12 protein-coding genes are annotated in these 18,235 nt (G+C 43.1%); 7 read left to right on the forward strand and 5 right to left on the reverse strand.

The features are described 5' to 3' along the window. Nucleotides 1–17: 17 nt before the first annotated feature. From putP to AACW06_RS10110, 4 genes are all read right to left on the reverse strand, one after another. Nucleotides 18–1,508, reverse strand: coding sequence for a sodium/proline symporter PutP (gene putP / locus AACW06_RS10095; protein WP_192074952.1), 1,491 nt, complete (start codon nt 1,506–1,508; stop codon nt 18–20). 68 nt (nt 1,509–1,576) lie between these two features. Then, a complete protein-coding gene (locus AACW06_RS10100) occupies nt 1,577–2,275 on the reverse strand; it encodes a 1-pyrroline-5-carboxylate dehydrogenase (RefSeq protein ID WP_172532605.1) in 699 nt (232 codons plus the stop codon). 21 nt (nt 2,276–2,296) lie between these two features. After that, the gene (putA, locus tag AACW06_RS10105) at nt 2,297–5,419 is read right to left on the reverse strand and encodes a bifunctional proline dehydrogenase/L-glutamate gamma-semialdehyde dehydrogenase PutA (protein ID WP_192074953.1); all 3,123 of its coding nucleotides are present in this window, start codon (nt 5,417–5,419) and stop codon (nt 2,297–2,299) included. A 252-nt stretch (nt 5,420–5,671) separates the two neighbouring features. Beyond that, a complete protein-coding gene (locus AACW06_RS10110) occupies nt 5,672–6,496 on the reverse strand; it encodes an AraC family transcriptional regulator (RefSeq protein ID WP_192074954.1) in 825 nt (274 codons plus the stop codon). A gap of 425 nt (nt 6,497–6,921) precedes the next feature. On the opposite strand from AACW06_RS10110, the gene AACW06_RS10115 reads away from it, so the two are divergent. The 3 genes from AACW06_RS10115 to AACW06_RS10125 all read left to right on the forward strand — a co-directional run bounded on the left by AACW06_RS10115 (nt 6,922) and on the right by AACW06_RS10125 (nt 11,011). Next, on the forward strand, nt 6,922–8,028 hold the full coding sequence (locus AACW06_RS10115) for a PEGA domain-containing protein (RefSeq protein WP_192074955.1): 1,107 nt from the start codon (nt 6,922–6,924) through the stop codon (nt 8,026–8,028). A 153-nt stretch (nt 8,029–8,181) separates the two neighbouring features. Then, entirely contained in the window at nt 8,182–10,002 is a 1,821-nt protein-coding gene (locus tag AACW06_RS10120) for an SUMF1/EgtB/PvdO family nonheme iron enzyme (RefSeq protein ID WP_192074956.1), read from the forward strand. Nucleotides 10,003–10,294: 292 nt separating this feature from the next. Next, nucleotides 10,295–11,011: a PAS domain-containing protein gene (locus tag AACW06_RS10125; protein WP_192074957.1), complete on the forward strand. Its 717-nt coding sequence runs from the start codon at nt 10,295–10,297 to the stop codon at nt 11,009–11,011. A gap of 29 nt (nt 11,012–11,040) precedes the next feature. On the opposite strand, the gene pdxH is transcribed toward AACW06_RS10125, so the two are convergent. Then, entirely contained in the window at nt 11,041–11,676 is a 636-nt protein-coding gene (gene pdxH, locus AACW06_RS10130) for a pyridoxamine 5'-phosphate oxidase (RefSeq protein WP_053308959.1), read from the reverse strand. Between the two features lie 238 nt (nt 11,677–11,914). Between pdxH and AACW06_RS10135 the strand changes: the two genes are divergently transcribed. Genes AACW06_RS10135 through AACW06_RS10150 form a run of 4 tightly spaced genes read left to right on the forward strand, consistent with a single transcriptional unit; the run spans nt 11,915 to nt 18,062 of the window. Beyond that, complete coding sequence (locus AACW06_RS10135; protein ID WP_192074958.1) at nt 11,915–13,306, forward strand: HlyD family type I secretion periplasmic adaptor subunit; 1,392 nt, start codon at nt 11,915–11,917, stop codon at nt 13,304–13,306. Between the two features lie 45 nt (nt 13,307–13,351). Beyond that, complete coding sequence (locus AACW06_RS10140; protein WP_192074959.1) at nt 13,352–14,014, forward strand: transglutaminase-like cysteine peptidase; 663 nt, start codon at nt 13,352–13,354, stop codon at nt 14,012–14,014. Between the two features lie 5 nt (nt 14,015–14,019). Then, a complete protein-coding gene (locus AACW06_RS10145; protein ID WP_192074960.1) occupies nt 14,020–15,930 on the forward strand; it encodes a bifunctional diguanylate cyclase/phosphodiesterase in 1,911 nt (636 codons plus the stop codon). A 17-nt stretch (nt 15,931–15,947) separates the two neighbouring features. After that, a complete protein-coding gene (locus AACW06_RS10150) occupies nt 15,948–18,062 on the forward strand; it encodes a type I secretion system permease/ATPase (protein ID WP_192074961.1) in 2,115 nt (704 codons plus the stop codon). Nucleotides 18,063–18,235 lie beyond the last annotated feature (173 nt).

Here is an 18,235-nt window from a genome sequence, read left to right on the forward strand (position 1 = left end):
TAAGAGAAGATGATCAATTAATCAAGTTCAACCAACTGCTTTTTAAATGTGGCATGTTGGGCTTTAACTGACGATTCCGGCTCACCGGTCATTAAGCTAACAATAACAATCGCTGCCGTTGAAAGAATCATCCCTGGGACAATCTCATACACATCATACCAACCGCCAGAAAGTTGCTTCCAAACCACAATTGTGATACCACCAACAATAATACCAGCTAAAGCACCATTACGATTCATACGAGACCAATATAGACTCAACACTACCGCAGGGCCAAAGGCTGCGCCAAAACCAGCCCACGCATAAGAGACCAAACCAAGTACGGAGCTGTCAGGTGTCATTGCTAAAACCAGAGCAACGATAGAAATCAGGATAACAGCAAAGCGACCAACACGGACGATCTCTTCTGATGTCGCATCTTGCTTGATAACTTGTTTGTAGAAATCTTCAGCTAAAGCTGAAGAAGAAACCAGTAGCTGTGAGTCCGCGGTACTCATGATCGCGGCTAAAATCGCAGCCAGCAAGATACCAGCAACCACTGGATGGAAGATAGCATTAACCAACAACATAAAGATTTTTTCGCCATCGGCCAATTCAACTGAAGCCGTATTGGTGACATAAATGAGACCAACCAAACCAACTAACAGTGCGCCAGCCATAGACAATGCTGTCCAGATAACCGCAATGCGGCGCGCTGTGGTTAAGTCTTTATTTGAACGAGACGCTTTGAAACGAGCCAAAATATGTGGCTGACCAAAGTAACCAAGGCCCCATGCCACCAACGAAATGATCGCGACCGCAGAAAGAGGTTCACCTTTTACATCATTCCACATGGTCAATAATTCAGGGTTGATGGCAGATAAATCACTGTTCAACTGACCAAAACCGCCGTTCATTGCAGCAATAGGAACAATCATCAGTGCAGCTGCCATTAACAAACCTTGCACTAGATCTGTCCAAGATACCGCTAAGAAACCACCAAATAACGTATACGACACCACACAAACCGTACCAATAATTACCGCTGTTGAGTAATCTAAACCAAATACCGTTTCAAATAATTTGCCGCCAGCCACCAAGCCAGAACTGGTATAAAAGAGGAAGAATAAAAGGATAAAGAACGCTGAAATGGTTTGGATCAGTTTTGATTTATCATTGAAACGACGTGATAAAAATTCAGGAAGGGTCAATGAGTCGGTAGTGATACTGTACGTACGCAGACGTTTCGCATTGACCAACCAGTTAGCCCAAGTGCCGAGTAATAAACCACCTGCCAACCAGAAGGCTTCGATACCAGCAGCATACGCGTAGCCCGGTAAACCCAGCAGCAACCAACCACTCATATCAGAAGCACCAGCAGACAATGCTGCAGGCCAAGGTCCTAGTGAACGGCCACCAAGAAAGTAATCAGATGAGTTTTTCGTTCGTTGATAAGCGATAACACCAATAGCCAGCATCAAAATAAGATACAGGATAAAGGTGCTTGTAATAGCAAAGCTATTTTCCATTGTGTTTGTCCTCTTTAAAAGATCGCCTTCCATACCCCTCCCGAAGGAGGGGAATAAAACAGAAAGGATTAGTGGGTTTCGCTACCAAGTTCAAGCAAGGTCGCATTACCACCCACTGCTGTTATATTTATTGTGCGAGTACGCTCGGTAATAAAGCGCAACGATAAATGTGGATCATGTGCTACAGGAATAGCGTTCAAATCCGTTTCAGACACTAGGCTGACAATCGCACCAGTGCGACTTGCTAGCTGACGGTTGAGCGTACGTTCAACCGAGGTGTGGCCAACATAACCTAGACATCTTACGTCTGATTCCATCAACTGGTGATAGGCATCAAAAGATGAAAATTGAATCACGTTAGCCGGTAAAGAAGATTGCTCAAAAGCAGCCTGTAGAGCTTGGGTTAACTCAATATCGTCACTACAAAAGACAACGCTATTACCCGCGACAAGCGCGGCGCAAAGTTGAGCAACCGAAGCTTGTTTCGCTTTATCGCTATTCTCACCTTGAATGATGAGGGCAACCCCACGCCCAGCGGTATAAAGCTCATTGGTTTCTCCAGTGGGTCCGATAAGCTGATGCGGTTGCGCCAACAAAGCAGAAGCCTGATGAAGATGATAAGACATGACTTTAGCCAACTGTGGAATAGAACTTTGTAATAAACCTTTAAATGAAAGTAAGCACTCACATTTAGAGTCAAAGTCGGTAATGTTCCAGTTTTCCCATGCTGAAAAAGCGTCGGAAAAACGAGTCACTTGATGAACCATAATACTTCTCCTTCGCTTGAATTAATGAGCAAATACAGTTTGCGTAAAACGATACAGGTAATGAGGCCCACCCGCTTTAGGTCCAGTGCCTGAAAGTCCTTGGCCACCAAATGGTTGAACACCTACCACTGCACCGACTTGGTCACGGTTGATGTAACAGTTGCCAACACGAGCATGTTTCTCTACCCAGCGATACGTTGTTTCATTACGGCTATGAATGCCCATGGTTAAGCCAAAGCCTGTTTGATTAATTTGCTCAACGACATCGGTTAACTCACGCGCTTTAAAGCGAACAATGTGTAAAACTGGACCAAACTGCTCTTCCGTTAAACAAGAAATATCCGAGATTTCAAAAGCAGTAGGAGGCACAAAGTCACCCAGATCACACGCCTCACTGAGAGTCAATTGAGCTACTTTTGTTTGTGTTTGCGTCATATGTTCAATGTGAGCAAGCAATTTTTGCTTGGCTTTGTCATCAATCACAGGACCCACATCCGTGCTGTGTAAATGGGGAATACCGACGCTAAGCTCGTTCATTGCACCTTGGATCAAATTAATAATACGATCAGCGATATCTTGTTGAACAAACAACACCCGTAATGCCGAACAACGTTGTCCTGCGGAGGCAAATGCCGAGCGAATAACATCTCGCACAACCTGCTCTGGTAACGCGGTGCTATCAACGATCATCGCATTTTGGCCACCAGTCTCGGCAATAAATGGTACTGGGGCAGCATCGCGTTCCGCCAACGTCTTATTAATACGTTGCGCCGTTGCCGTCGAACCAGTAAACGCTACTCCCGCAATTGCTGGATGAGAGGTCAATGCACCACCAATTTCAGCACCACGTCCAGGGATGAGTTGAATCACACCTGTTGGGAAGCCAGCTTCTAGCATCAGCTCTACAGCTCGCGCTGCAATTAAACTGGTTTGCTCTGCAGGTTTTGCCACAACCGTATTACCGGCTACCAGCGCCGCAGCAATTTGACCAAGGAAAATTGCCAGTGGGAAATTCCACGGGCTGATACACACAAAGACACCCCGCCCCTCGCGACAAACTTGATGCGTTTCGCCATCAAAACTTTCGACTTCAAATGGTTTTAATGTTGCGACTTGCTTAGCGTAATAGCGGCAAAAATCCACCGCTTCACGAACTTCATCAATACTATCGTGAATTGTTTTACCCGCCTCTTGATGGCAAAGCGCAACCAATTCAGCAAGATTCTCTTCTAATAAATCAGCAAGTTTATCTAATTTTTTAGCGCGTTGCGTTGAAGGTTGCCGATTCCACGCTTCAAAGGCTTGCGCAGCCACCTCAATAGCATCGGAAGCATGATCAAGGTTAGCAAACATCACCTGACCAATTTCAACTCGGCGATCATAAGGTGCGGAGACCACTTCTGGCTCAACGCCTTGGTTCACCATGCTTTGGTAGTGGTCAGTACCACCGATAACTGGTGCAGCATGCCATTGCTTGCTTAACCACGCTTCCACTTTCTCTGCAAAAGGTTTTGCTTCACTTTCGATATCAATATTGACTCCGTACGAGTTCGCTCGCTCAGGGAAAATATTCGAAGGTAATGGAATTTTGTTGTTGTACAGTGTGTCGTACGCTAGCAGCATATCAAGCGGGTGTTGAGTTAGGCTGCTGATAGGGCAACGAGCATCCACCAAGCGGTGAACAAACGAACTATTTGCTCCATTTTCTAGTAAACGACGTACCAAGTACGGCAGCAAGTCTTTGTGGCTGCCAACAGGTGCATAAATACGCACAGACTGCTTGTAGGCGCTCATTGCATGGTGGTAGAGAGCGTCACCCATTCCATGTAAGCGTTGGAATTCAAAATCTTTGTGCTGCGCCATCACTGCAATTGCCGTCACGGTTTGCGCATTATGGCTAGCAAATTGTGGAAAAATATTACCGCGAACATTCTCACTAAGTAGGAAGCGGGCGCATGCAAGGTAGGCAACATCAGTCGCTTCTTTACGAGTATAGACCGGGTAATTGCTATAACCTGCTTGCTGTGACCATTTTACTTCACTATCCCAGTAAGCCCCTTTGACTAGACGCAGCGGAATTAAATCTCCTTGAGCTTTAGCAAGTCCATTTAGCCACATCAAAACAGGTAAAGCACGTTTAGAGTAAGCTTGCACCACTAAGCCAAACTTACCCCACCCTTTCACTAAATCGCTACGATAGACTTTCTCAAAAAGCTTAAGCGATAGCTCAAGGCGATCGGCCTCTTCCGCATCAATTGTAATCGCCACATTCAGTTCAACTGCACGTTCCAAAAGCGAGAGTAATGTGCCGTAAAGCTCGGTGAGAACGCGTTCTTCATTTGCCACTTCATAACGAGGATGTAATGCGGAAAGCTTAATGGAAACCGAGGGGGCAGGGCTTGTTTCCAAACCATATTGGTCACGACCAACCGCCTCAATCGCCATCAAATAGTCTTTGAAATACTTGTTAGCATCTGCTGTTGTCAGCGCTGCTTCACCGAGCATATCAAATGAATAGGTGTAACCCTTATCACGCATCGGGCGGCCATTCTTCTGTGCTTCAGCAATGGTACGCCCCAAAACAAATTGATGGCCCATTACTTTCATTGCTTGGTGCATCGCTTTGCGAATAACGGGTTCTGAAAGTTTGTTAACTAATCGATTCAATGCTTGTGCCGGACTGGTAGTTTCCGAGTCTGATAAACCAACAACTTTACCCGTTAACATTAAACCCCATGTTGAGGCATTAACAAAAACTGATTCAGAATTCTTAAGGTGAGATTTCCAGTCTGCCACGCTGAGACGATCTTTGATAAAGGCATCAGCCGTTTCAGTATCAGGGATACGCATCAATGCTTCAGCTAAGCACATCAGCAAAATGCCTTCTTGTGTATCTAAGCTGTACTCAAGTAACAGGGCATCAATCATTTGAACTGACTTTTTGTCAGCTCGTATCGCTTCAATTAATAACGTGGTTTTGCTCGACATTGCCGACTTTTCAGGCTCCGTCGGAGTTGCTAATGGAAGCAATTGTTTTAGCCATTGGGATTCGTCCACCATATAAAGTGGCGAGATCAGCGACCAAAGCTTATCAAGCGGCTGCTCGACAAACTCAGCTTTCAACACATCTGTTGCTGTAAACATGCGTTTTCCTCAATCTCACACCCGAAAAGGTCGGGTTTCCTGCAATGGCTAGCAGTGTATTTTGAGCCCGAGAAGAATACTTGTCAAAAACTCCGAGCTTTTTGCTAAAAACTCTGGATATTAACAAAATAAAAACACAATCACATCAAATAAAGCCACATGTTATGCCGTAAATTGCTACCTTGTTGCTAGAATTTAACTAAATTGAAGACAGAAAAAACAAGCTTAAAAAAGAAATAGGAAAAAATGTCCTCAACTGCGACACATTTTCTTGTATTGGGAAGGAGAAACACCTTGTAGGCGAGTAAATGAATGAGTAAAAGTACTTTGTCCAGAAAACCCTGTCAGTTCAGCAATTTGACCAAAACTTAAACGTCCTTGCTCAATCAATGTTTTCGCCATATCAATTCTCTTACCGAGTAGATATTGATGTGGTGTAATGCCCATCTGTTCTTTAAATAACATATGAAACTGACTTTCACCCAGAAATACACGGCCTGCTAATTGAGCGACCGAAATCTTATGGCTTAAATGCAATTCGATATAACGATCGATCACTTCAAGATCAAAGCGAGACTCTTTACGGTGAGTGTCAAATACGGAGATATGACGCTGTAGCAAAGCGATAACGGTATCATTACATGCGCGACTCAGCAGTAGGTCATCAGGATTTGACTGCATTTCCTTGACCAGTAGATGGATCAATTTTTGAATTTGACCATCGAGCTTAAAATAGGTATCCGCACTCGATATCTCATTGATTTTTTGTAGTAACAAAGGATCATCGTTGCTGGGCAAGGCCATGTTTAATACTAAAATATCAGACTGCCCCACCACGCCACCGAAAGCATGATCAGAGCCAGATGTCACCACACACCCCTGCCCAGGGCCAACTAAGTTACCCACGCCTTGAACTTCAAATTCAGCCTGACCTTTAAGTCCAATGACAATTTGCGTATAGCTATGCTCATGACAATCCATATACGAGGGTAACGTCACCAACTCCGCAGGTTTTGGCGACAAAACTTTGTCATTTAGCTGGTAGTTAACTCGCTTAATCGGCGCAATATCACTCATTTTTGAACATCACATTAGATTGGTTGCCAAATGTTATAACAAAACTATTAAGAGCCAAAATAAAGCCGTTCTTTTTAACCATATAATCATCAAAGCACATATAAAAATAATGTCCATGGGTGAAATTAGTTTCGATTCTCAAATCGGAACAATGATCAAGTGCACATAAATTACGGTCAATGCGTGTTCAATCCCAAAACCCCTAAGTAGATCGAAAATAGAGGCTTGCATATTTCGTCATTAGGCTCAAAATGAGGATGCGCACTTATAAAATTTAAAAAATCAGTCACCTATTGGCAGATTTCAATAAATTTAGGTGTTATTCGGAATAGAATTTGCATTACGAAAACAGCTTATCTACTACAGCTGTCAAAAGTTTGTCTTTCCCACTTTTGTGGTTAAACGTTAATTTGTTGCAGGGACCTATGATCACACGTCACATCCCAGCGCTATTGCTTGCGCTAAGCCCTATTTGGGTATCTGCATCGGTGTACGCGGAAGAAGTTACTCAGGTTGATCCTGTCACCGCTATCGATGAAAAAATGACTATTAAACAGAGTGAAATCGACGCGATTTCTTCAGAATATGAAGCAGAGGGAGCCAAGCTTCAACAACTCAAAAATGAACAAGCTCGCCTTCAGCGTGAAGGGGAAGAGCTTAATGCTAAGCGAAATCGCGCTAAGTCTGCATTGGACAAACAGTATGTCCGTCTTTTAGATGATCCAGATACAGATTTAGTCTCATTTCAAAAGAGGTACCAAGAAACTTGGTCTGCAGTAAAACAGAACCAAGCAGAGAAGCTCGAGAACAATCAAACCATGACCGAAAATGAAATGCGTTTGTCTCAAATTAAACAAAAGCAAGCTCGATTGAGTAATGAATACTCAAACCTTGCAGAATCACGCATTGAAGCAAGAGTAAAACGCTTAGAAGCAGAACTGCGTGAAAGTAGTGTTCTCGAAACAAGCTATAAAACGGCTTGTTCTACTACGATGACGCTAGGTGAATGTTCTAATCAAGGACAACATCTAACAAAACAAAAAGCAGTGAAGTCATTCCGTGCTAAATTGCTTGATAACTTGACTGAATCGGTTATTGCCAAGCAAAACCTCAAAGGTGTTGAGCTCAATATCTTTGTGCAAGAAAGTCAGATCATCCGCAGTGGTTTCGAAGGTAACAATGAATATTTCACACAAATGCAAGCCCAGCTTCAGGCAAAACCAGAAGCCGTTGCTGCTTGTAAGTTGTTGAATGTTTCTTCTAGATATTGCTTAAAAGGCGGAACATCGGAAGGCACAAAAAAGAATGACAACCAGTGGGCAAATGTTACTGTCCGTTCAGATCAGTACAATGATGCAGTGACGATCAATGGCATTAACTATGGTAGTACACCGGTTGAAATCGTCCTACCAAGTGGCCGCCACCAAGTAACGGTATCGAAAGATGGTTACGAAACCTACAATCGTGTGCTCACTATTAACGGCAACGATACGGTTTGGGTCAAACTTAGACAAACAAAGATAGCTAAATAGCCCGCAGATAACGCAGTTTTTATGTCGTAATTCACAAAGATGCGGTTAAAACGCCATTTTGTCACTAAGTTATTGAAAGATGACTTCAGACAAAATGGCGTTTTCGTTTAGAATAGTCACAATGAACTAATAACCTAACTGAAGTAGATAACAATGCGACAAGGTTTACCCGCTCTCTTATTAGCACTTTCGCCTTGCTTAGTGGCAACGTCAACGATGGCAGAAGGAACGCCTTCCTCTGTTATTGCCATTGATGGCGCGTTGTTTACTAAACAGTCCGAGTTACAAGCAGCCCAAACGGCAGCCAATGATCAACAGGTGATGGTCAATAATCACCAAAGCGAACTGGATAGGCTTAATCAACAGACCCAAAGCTTAGATGCCGCGCTCACTAAAGCGAAAGCCGATTTAGAACGCGGCTACATGAAAATGATCGATGACCCTGATCTGGACATCATGCCATCTCAAAATGCCTATCAGTCGGCTTGGGCCAATATAAAGCAAAACCAGAAAGCACGTTTAGAAGCAGAACAAAAACTCCAAGAGTCCGAAGCCCTACTGGCTGAAAAAAAAGCGGCTCAACATACCGTCGAAAAAGGCATCGCTGAATTAGAGCAACATAAGTTGCGTGCACGCGTTGAACGTTTAAGAGGTGAGCTCAGACAAAACGGTGAGCAAACGGTCAGCTTTACTAATGCATGTAGTGCAGACATGACACTCGCTCAATGCGCAAAACAAACTAACGATTTAGCCTTACAAAAAGCCGTCAACCAATACCAAAGTCACTTAATCGATCAAACTACTGAATCTAACCTAGTGAAACAGCACTTAGCGAATGTGTCACTCAACATTCATGTGCTACGTCATAAAGCAGTAGAATCAGGATTTTACAGTGGCAACAAGTTCAAAACCGTACTGGATGTACAACTAGACGCAAGACCTAGTGAAAATACGCCCTGCAAACTACTGAATGTCGATTCACAATACTGTTTCGCCCCAGGAGAATACTCGCCAAACGGTGAAAATCAGAAAGAGGTAGCCTGGGTCACACTCTCTATTCGTTCTAACCAATACAATGACAAAGTCACCATCGATAGCGTTCACTACGGCAGTACCCCAGTTGAGGTGATGCTTCCTGTTGGGCCCCATGTCGTAACAATAGAAAAAGAAGGTTATCACTCTTTTCATCAAGAGCTCAAAATTACATCCGACAATACGTTGCGAGCCATTTTGCGTGAAAAAGACAATATATTAAAAGCTGGACATAAGTTTGCCGACACATTAAAAGGGGATATGAAAGCCCCAGAGCTTGTCACATTAATTTCCGGTGAATACTTAATTGGTGAACATGCATCAAAACAGATTCGCCTTGATCATGCTTTCGCAATTGGAACCACACCAATTACGGTTGGTCAATTTGAAACCTTTATTAATCAAACGACTTATCAAACGGATGCTGAGCTACAAAAACTTTGTACCACAGTCTCTGAGTCTGAGATCACTCCGATTACCGGAAGCTACTGGCGCGATCCCGGCTTTAAACAATTAAGCCAATCTCCTGTCGTGTGCATCAGCCAAAATGACGCTAAAGCTTATACTCGTTGGCTGAGTAAACAGACTGGCTATACCTACCGCCTTCCAACCGAAGACGAATGGGAAATAGCGGCGAGAGCTGGGGCACAAACCGATTACTGGTGGGGCAATGACTTTGGTACAGGAAAAGCCAACACAGGCTGGAGTGGTACTCCTTGGTCAAATAAAAGCACCTCACCCGTTAAGTCATTTGCACCTAATAACTTGGGTATCTATGACGCTGTAGGTAATGTTTGGGAATGGACCAATGACCCTATAGGTAAAGCAAAAGGGGGGGCATGGGGCTTTTCTCCATCGACAGCAGCCGCTCATGGCAAACTCTTTATCGCTCCAGCTACATCTGCTAACTATGTTGGTTTTAGAGTAGTTAGAGAACTTTAAGCATAATCAAAGCAGAAAAAGGGGGGGAATTCCCCCCTTTTTTGTGCAGTATAGATCGAATATAGTAGCGGTAATTATTAAACAAGTTTAATAATTTATATCCATGTGGTATATCCGTGAATTCAGCGAGACCCTAGCAGAATTCACAGAACCTCTTCTACACGTCGACAAGATTTATTTCTTGTTTTATGCCAGCCCCTCTTCAGGCTGGCTTTTTTTATTCATGATTTTGCATGATTACAACTGTGAATGCTCTTGGTATCATATCGGTCTGATATCTAGGGGATCTATCGTGAGTAACTTTCTCAGTGACGAACAAATTTCGTTATTTAAGCAACTACCTGGCTACTGGGGGTGCAAAGACCTTAACTCAGTATTTGTTTACGCGAATGATGCTTACGGTAGGTTAATCGGTGTTGAGGATGCAAAACAGTGTATCGGTCTTACTGATTTCGAAATGCCTAGCCCAACCACAACGTGTGCCGATGAATTTCAGCAACAAGATCACTATGTCATCACCACTCAAAAACAGTTAAAAGTACTCGATATCCACCCTTATCCCGATGGCTCTTGGCGAGCACATATCTTTACCAAAACGCCGTGGTTCAATGTTCAAGGAGAAGTTCAAGGCACGATTTTCTTTGGTCAAGAGTTAACCGATACCGCTATCTTGGAGGTAGGACATTGGATATGCAGAACAACGGGACTAACGACAGCTCAACATGCCAACAGCCTTCACGAGACGTTGAAAAACACATTAACAACCAGAGAATCCGAAGTGTTATTTTTGCTTCTCTATGGTAAAAAGCCCAAACACATTGCTCAGGTAATGAACATATCAACTAAAACCGTCGAGGGTTACGAAGCAAAGCTAAGAACTAAGTTTGGCGCACACAGCAAAGAGCAGTTAATCGATATGGCACTCGACCAAGGTTATGGTTCTCATATCCCTAAGACGCTACTCAAAACACAGTTATCAATCGTCTTAAATAACGAATGCCCCGCATAAATCGAGGCATTCTGATTAAGTCATAGTCACTATGGAGCTAGGCGTTCAATATCCCATGCTTGATCATGATGAGTAAATATAAATCGGTCATGCAAACGGTGCTCACCCCCTTGCCAAAACTCTATCGACTCAGGCTTGATGCGATATCCCCCCCAAAAACTGGGAACTGGAATATCACCTTTCTCAAACTTCTTCTTCAATTCTAAATACTTACCTTCTAAGATGCCTCGAGCAGAGATGCGGCTACTTTGACGACTCGCAATGGCGGCTATTTGGCTCTCTTTAGGACGAGATGTGAAATATTTCATATTTTCAAAAGCTGACAGCTTTTCAACGATACCAGTAATGTGCACTTGCCTCTCAATAGGATGCCAAGGGAAATGCAGACTAATTTTGTTATTGTGCTCAATATGCTGCGCTTTGCGGCTGCCTAAATTGGTATAAAAGACAAATCCTTCTTTTTCGACATTTTTCAACAAGACGATTCGCTGAAAAGGTTGGCCATGCTCGTCAACGGTTGCCACTGTCATGGCGGTAGGATCGGTAAGACCGGCATCAATAGCTTGTTGAAGCCAAAGATTAAATTGATCGATCGGATTGGCCAGTAAATCTTTGCGTCTCAACCCACCTTGAATATATTCACGGCGAATGTCTGAAAGTTCCATTGCGACTCCTGTGAGTTTTTTGGTGATTGTGCGCTTATCAGTGAGAGAACTCAAGCGTGTGGCAACACCACAAAATCAATAATTAACTGCTAAACTGTAATAGAAACTGAAATTGAAAGCATTTATTGATTAAAATACTGAATACAAGCCTAATGATGAGTAGCAAAACCTTAACATTTTGCTAGACAAGTAATAAAATCAAGCAAATACACAATATAACTAGGCACAAGGATAACCCATGAGCAATAAGAGTTATAACAAACTCTCCACCACTGAATTAGAGTATGTGGATGATAAAACTGCCGCTCTACTGCTCAACACACCAAATAGTGCGCGTATTATGCTTTGGGTTATGGTCTGCTTCTTTATTTTGGCGATATTTTGGGCTTCATGGGCAGAAATAGATAAAGTCACCGTCGGACAAGGCAAGGTGGTTCCCTCTTCGCAAATTCAAGTGGTGCAGAACTTGGAAGGCGGCTTGGTAAAAAAAATAATGGTTCGTGAAGGTGAAAAGGTCCAAAAAGGGCAACAACTACTGCTTATTGACGATACTCGTTTTCGTTCTGATTACCGAGAACGCGAACAACAAGTCTCCAACTTAACGGCTAGCGTTTTACAGCTCTCGGCTTCAATTACTAGTGTAGTGATTGACGAAAATTTCGATGAAAATCAATGGCAAAAAAGCGTAAGAATTGATTTTAACAAACTGGCTTTTCCTCCCATATTAAAAGATACTCAGCCTCTGTTAGTTGAAAGACAGAAAGCCGAATATCGTCAAGATTTGAATAATCTTCGCAACCAACTCTCCTTACTTGATCAACAAGTTAAACAGAAACAGCAAGATCTCGTTGAAATAGAAGCTAGGGTAAAGAACCTCCGCCAAAGTTATAACTTCGCTCAAAAAGAGTTGGAAATCACCCAGCCTTTAGCTGATGAAGGCGTTGTGCCTCGAATTGAATTACTCAAATTACAGCGCCAAGTTAATGATACGCGTCGTGAGATGACATCCAGTGAACTGAAAATTCCGGTACTGAAATCAACCATTCGGGAAGCGATGCTTAACCGCATTAGTGCCGCGCAAACATTCCGCTCTGAGCAGCAAGAAAAGCTGAATGATGCTCAAGACAAGCTCTCCTCTATTACAGAGTCGGCGGTAGGTCTTGAAGATAAAGTAAATCGTACCGTGGTTGTCTCTCCTGTGACTGGCACAATCAAAACACTTTATGTCAACACCGTTGGCGGTGTTATCCAACCAGGGATGGATATTGTCGAAGTAGTGCCCACCGAAGATACGCTAGTAGTCGAAGCGCAAATAGCCCCTCAAGACATTGCTTTTCTGCATCCAGAACTACCTGCTGTTGTTAAATTTAGCGCCTATGATTTTACTAAATATGGTGGCTTAGAAGGACGACTTGAACACATCAGCGCTGATACTACGCAAGATGAAGAAGGTAAAAGTTATTATCTGGTTCGTATCAGAACCAACGAAACCAGTTTAGGTCATGATGCAAATTTACCGATTATTCCAGGAATGACGGCATCAGTAGATATCATTACTGGTAAACGCACAATAATGGATTACTTACTAAAACCAATATTAGGTGCGCAAAAAAATGCACTTAGGGAATAGCCTTCACCCAATGAACGTTAAACAAAACGTTGGTCATAACTACCAATGAAGTTTTGGCCTGCGTTGTTTTTATTGATATTGACGACATCCGCACCACAAGCGCTCAACACCAAAGAGCAACAGTGGGTGGATGCAGTGACTCGCACTTATGGAACTCGAGCAGGCAAGCGAGTTGAAACGTGGCGCAAAGAAATCGCCAAGTACCAAAATGCGTCGGAACAGCAACAACTCACAAAAATAAATAGTTTTTTCAATCAATTATATTTCGTTAACGATATTGATTTGTGGGGGAAAAATGACTATTGGGCAACACCTCTTGAATTTCTCGGCAGCAATGCCGGAGACTGTGAAGATTTCACTATTGCCAAGTACTTCTCACTGCTTGAATCAGGTATCGATGATAAGAAGCTACGTCTTGTATACGTTAAAGCAATAGAGTTAAACCAGTTTCACATGGTACTTGCCTATTATTCAACACCGAATGCCGAGCCTTTAATTTTAGACAATATAAATCCTGAAATTAAACCAGCATCGGTACGTCGCGATTTACTGCCGATATACAGTTTTAACGGTAAGAATTTGTGGCTAATGAAATCGAAAAATGACCAGCTCGCTGGAGATTCTTCACGGTTGAGTCTTTGGAATGACTTACGAGCTCGTGAGCGTTCGCTAAAATTAAATAAACCAATAATAAGTTACGATGAGTAGGTAATATGACGCTATATAAACAACTTGTAGCGGGAATGATTGCAGTCTTTATAATGCTGATGGCTTCAGTATTTATCATTGAGTTCAATACCACCCGCAACAGCTTAGAGCAGCAGCAACGCTCTGAAGTCAGCAACACCATCAACACCGTAGGGCTAGCGCTGGCACCGTATCTAGAGAAAAAAGATAAAATTGCCGTTGAATCAGTCATCAACGCGTTATTTGATGGCAGTTCATACTCTGTCGTGCGGCTGATTTTTTTGGACGATGAAGAGGAGATTTTACGCTCCTATCCAATAAAACCAAGTGATGTACCGCAATGGTTTACCGATCTACACCTGTTTGCTCCTATTCATGACCAGCGCGTAGTGACGAGTGGCTGGATGCAGCTCGCTGAAGTGGAAATCGTCAGCCACCCTGGCGAAGCTTATGCCCAACTTTGGCAAGCTTTACTTCGCTTGCTCACAGCTTTTAGCGCCATTTTTATTATTGGTTTAGCTGCGATTGCTTTCATCCTAAAACGCGCTTTGCGTCCGCTACAAATGATCGTCGAAAAAATGGAGCAAGTGGCGCGTAACCAATTTGGTGAACAGCTTCCTCGCCCCGCAACTAAAGATCTCATCTATGTCGTTGATGGCATCAATAGTATGTCGGCGCAAGTTGAAAAATCATTCAAAGCACAAGCGCAAGAAGCGCAGCAATTGCGTGAACGGGCTTATATAGATCCTGTTTCTCACTTAGGTAACCGCGCCTACTACATGAGCCAACTGAATAGCTGGCTAACAGAAAGTGCACTTGGTGGGATTGCAATTCTTCAAGCTGAATTCGTTAAAGAGTTGTATGAAGACAAAGGATATGAAGCCGGAGATGGCATGGTTCGACACTTAGCAGACCACCTCAAAGTCTCAATTACATCTCCAGAAGTCACTCTAGCGCGAATTTCAACAGAAGAGTTTGGTTTCATTTTGCCCAACATGGATGAAAGTGAACTAAAACTTATTGCCGACAGCATTATGAATTTTGTGCAAGACATCAGCGCTGACCCAACGGGTATGGCATCAGCTAAAGTTTCTTTAGGGGTCGTTTATAATAAAGAGCCTAAATCTTCGACACAGGTGCTGTCACTGCTCGATAATGCACTGGCACTCGCCACAGCCAACCCAGACCTCCCTTATGGCTTTGTGAGTAGTGAAACCGATCAAGTGGTGATGGGTAAACAACAGTGGAAAACTCTAGTTGAAGAAGCTATTCATAACGACTGGTTTAGTTTCCGCCTGCAAGCTGCGAGTAACAGTTGGGGACAAACTTTCCATCGAGAAGTGTTTTCCGCAATTGAACATGATGGCCAACGTTACAGTGCTAATCAGTACCTGTTCGCACTCGATCAGCTCAATGCTAGTCATATATTTGACGAGTATGTTATACAGTCGATGATAAAAAAATTAGAGAATTCAGAAGTTAATGAACCTTTAGCCATTAATATTGCTCAAAGCAGTATTTCTCAGCCAAGCTTTATTCGTTGGATAACCCAAACTCTTACCAAACACCGATCCATTTGTGCAAATTTGCATTTTGAAATACCCGAAGCGTGCTTTATCAATGCCCCTCATCACACGGCATTATTTTGTAATGCAATACGTACCGCTGGCGCTGATTTTGGAGTTGATAACTATGGGCGAAACTTCCAGTCTTTAGATTACATTAATGAATTCCGGCCAAAATATGTGAAGCTAGATTACCTATTTACGCATCATTTAGATGATGAAAAACAGAAATTCACTTTAACATCAATTTCTCGTACTGCGCATAATTTAGGTATCACCACTATTGCATCAAGGGTTGAGACTCAAACACAGCTTGATTTTCTTTCCGAGCATTTTATTGAAGTCTTCCAAGGCTTTATTGTTGATAAATAAGAAGAAGGTCAGATGTAATGCAAGACACGCTACTTAATTCGCTTATCTATGTGAGCCGTTATTACGGATTGGCGAATTCCCCAGAAGCGCTTATCAACGGTCTACCATTATCCGATGGTAAACTGACACCTTTTCTATTCCCTCGCGCTGCTGAACGGGCAGGCTTGGTTGCGAAAGAAAATCGCTCAACACTACAGCAAATACCCAAATTGGTCTTTCCCGTTGTACTGCTACTGAAAGGTGGCGAGGCATGCGTGCTTAATAGCATTAATGAGGAAAGTCAGGAAGCTGAAATTGTTACCGCAGAATCAGGGTTAATTCCTGTTGCCTTGCCATTAGAGGAACTTACCGAGCGATATATTGGTCGCTACTTTATGGTCAAAAAGCAGTTTCGCTATGATGAACGCTCGCCTGAAGTCTTAAAAACTCGGGATGGCCATTGGTTTTGGGGTACATTATGGCAGTCAAAACACATCTACCGTGACGTACTGATAGCCTCTATATTGATTAACCTATTTGCCATTGCCGCGCCCATGTTTACCCGCTTGGTTTACGATAAAGTTGTGCCAAACCTCGCCTTTGAAACATTGTGGGTACTCGCAAGTGGTATTTTCGTTATCTTCTTATTTGATTTATTGCTCAAACTACTTCGTAGCTACTTTATTGATGTTGCCGGAAAAAAATCAGATATTCTAATATCCTCAAAACTGTTTAGCAAAGTGATGGGAATCCGCATGGAATCACGTCCTCCATCGGTAGGTGCATTTGCACGCCACCTACAGGAATTTGAGTCGATTCGTGAGTTTTTTACCTCTGCAACAATTTCATCATTGATTGACCTTCCATTCGCGCTGTTATTTCTTCTCTTGATTTGGTTTATGGCAGGCAATTTAGTGCTTGTGCCTATTGCGGGCGTGCTTATCATTGCTATCTATTCTCTTCTCATTCAAGCGCCGTTACGACGAGCAATTGAAGAAGGTTCCCGCCTGGCCTCACAAAAATACGCAAACTTAATAGAGAGCTTGGCAGGGTTAGAAACCGTAAAATTATTTGGAGCTCAAAGTCAGTTCCAATACCGCTGGGAAGAAGCGGTCGCACATATGGCCAATTGGAATATAAAAAGCCGCCGTATTACCGATGGCATCCAAAATACCGCAGGCTTTGTTCAACAAGCGGCAAATGTGGGGATGATCATTTTGGGCGTGTATTCAATTTCTTCCGGTGATCTCACTATGGGTGGCCTTATTGCCGCTACCATGTTGAGTGGACGTGCCATTGGGCCTATGGTCCAACTTTCACTGCTTTCTACCCGTTATAATCAAGCAAAATCCTCCCTAAAAATCATTGAACAAGTAATGCAAATGCCTGATGAACAAGAAAAAGGTAAGCGTTATATTCACCGTCCAATAGTGCAAGGGAAGATTGAACTTGATAACGTCACCTTCCATTACCCTGATTCGCCAGTCGCTTCTATTCGCAATTTTAGTATCACGATCACTCCTGGAGAGAAGGTTGCTATCATTGGCCGTATCGGCTCGGGGAAAACGACGTTAGAACGCCTGATCATGGGGCTGTACCAACCAACTGAAGGCCATGTACGCATTGATGATACCGATATTGCGCAACTTCATCACATTGATGTACGCCGTAATATTGGCTGTGTGCCACAAGATAGCAACCTATTCTATGGCTCTATTCGAGACAACATTACCTTGGGCCGACCTTTAGTCGATGACAGAGATGTTATGGATGCAGCGAACCGAGCTGGAGTGACAGTATTTACTCAGCAAGATCCTGCAGGATTAGAGCGCCAAGTCGGTGAAGGCGGTTTACTACTCTCAGGTGGTCAACGACAAGCGATTGCTATCGCTCGCGCTCTTTTAGGCAGACCACCCGTGCTTTTACTGGATGAACCCACCAGCGCAATGGATAACCGTTCTGAAATGCACATAAAGCATCAGTTATCCCAACTAACACCAAGTGAAACCTTGATATTGATTACACATAAAACATCAATGTTGGATATCGTTGATCGCGTGATTGTGATGGAAAAAGGTTGCGTCATCGCCGATGGTCCAAAATCTATGGTGTTGAATGACCTTAAGCAAGGTAAGGTTCGCGCAGTACAGTAATACCGATTACTTATTGTAATTAGTACAAAAACGGGGAGCACTACACTCTAATGCCGATCAGTTAAGACTTTAATCGGCAGATCAGTTGAATGATCCTACCTTTATGTAAAAATCCGATAGACATTGTTTATCGGATTTTTTTATGCACGTTTCTCAAGCCCTCGATATCATCA

Source organism: Vibrio sp. S12_S33 (assembly GCF_963889785.1).
GTDB lineage: Bacteria > Pseudomonadota > Gammaproteobacteria > Enterobacterales > Vibrionaceae > Vibrio > Vibrio aestuarianus.

Bases quoted from the DNA above. Each gene is read 5' to 3' on its own strand.
- putP (WP_192074952.1), bottom strand. From the start codon at position 1,508: ATGGAAAATAGCTTTGCTATTACAAGCACCTTTATCCTGTATCTTATT.
- AACW06_RS10100 (WP_172532605.1), bottom strand. From the start codon at position 2,275: ATGGTTCATCAAGTGACTCGTTTTTCCGACGCTTTTTCAGCATGGGAA.
- putA (WP_192074953.1), bottom strand. From the start codon at position 5,419: ATGTTTACAGCAACAGATGTGTTGAAAGCTGAGTTTGTCGAGCAGCCG.
- AACW06_RS10110 (WP_192074954.1), bottom strand. From the start codon at position 6,496: ATGAGTGATATTGCGCCGATTAAGCGAGTTAACTACCAGCTAAATGAC.
- AACW06_RS10115 (WP_192074955.1), top strand. From the start codon at position 6,922: ATGATCACACGTCACATCCCAGCGCTATTGCTTGCGCTAAGCCCTATT.
- AACW06_RS10120 (WP_192074956.1), top strand. From the start codon at position 8,182: ATGCGACAAGGTTTACCCGCTCTCTTATTAGCACTTTCGCCTTGCTTA.
- pdxH (WP_053308959.1), bottom strand. From the start codon at position 11,676: ATGGAACTTTCAGACATTCGCCGTGAATATATTCAAGGTGGGTTGAGA.
- AACW06_RS10135 (WP_192074958.1), top strand. From the start codon at position 11,915: ATGAGCAATAAGAGTTATAACAAACTCTCCACCACTGAATTAGAGTAT.
- AACW06_RS10140 (WP_192074959.1), top strand. From the start codon at position 13,352: ATGAAGTTTTGGCCTGCGTTGTTTTTATTGATATTGACGACATCCGCA.
- AACW06_RS10145 (WP_192074960.1), top strand. From the start codon at position 14,020: ATGACGCTATATAAACAACTTGTAGCGGGAATGATTGCAGTCTTTATA.
- AACW06_RS10150 (WP_192074961.1), top strand. From the start codon at position 15,948: ATGCAAGACACGCTACTTAATTCGCTTATCTATGTGAGCCGTTATTAC.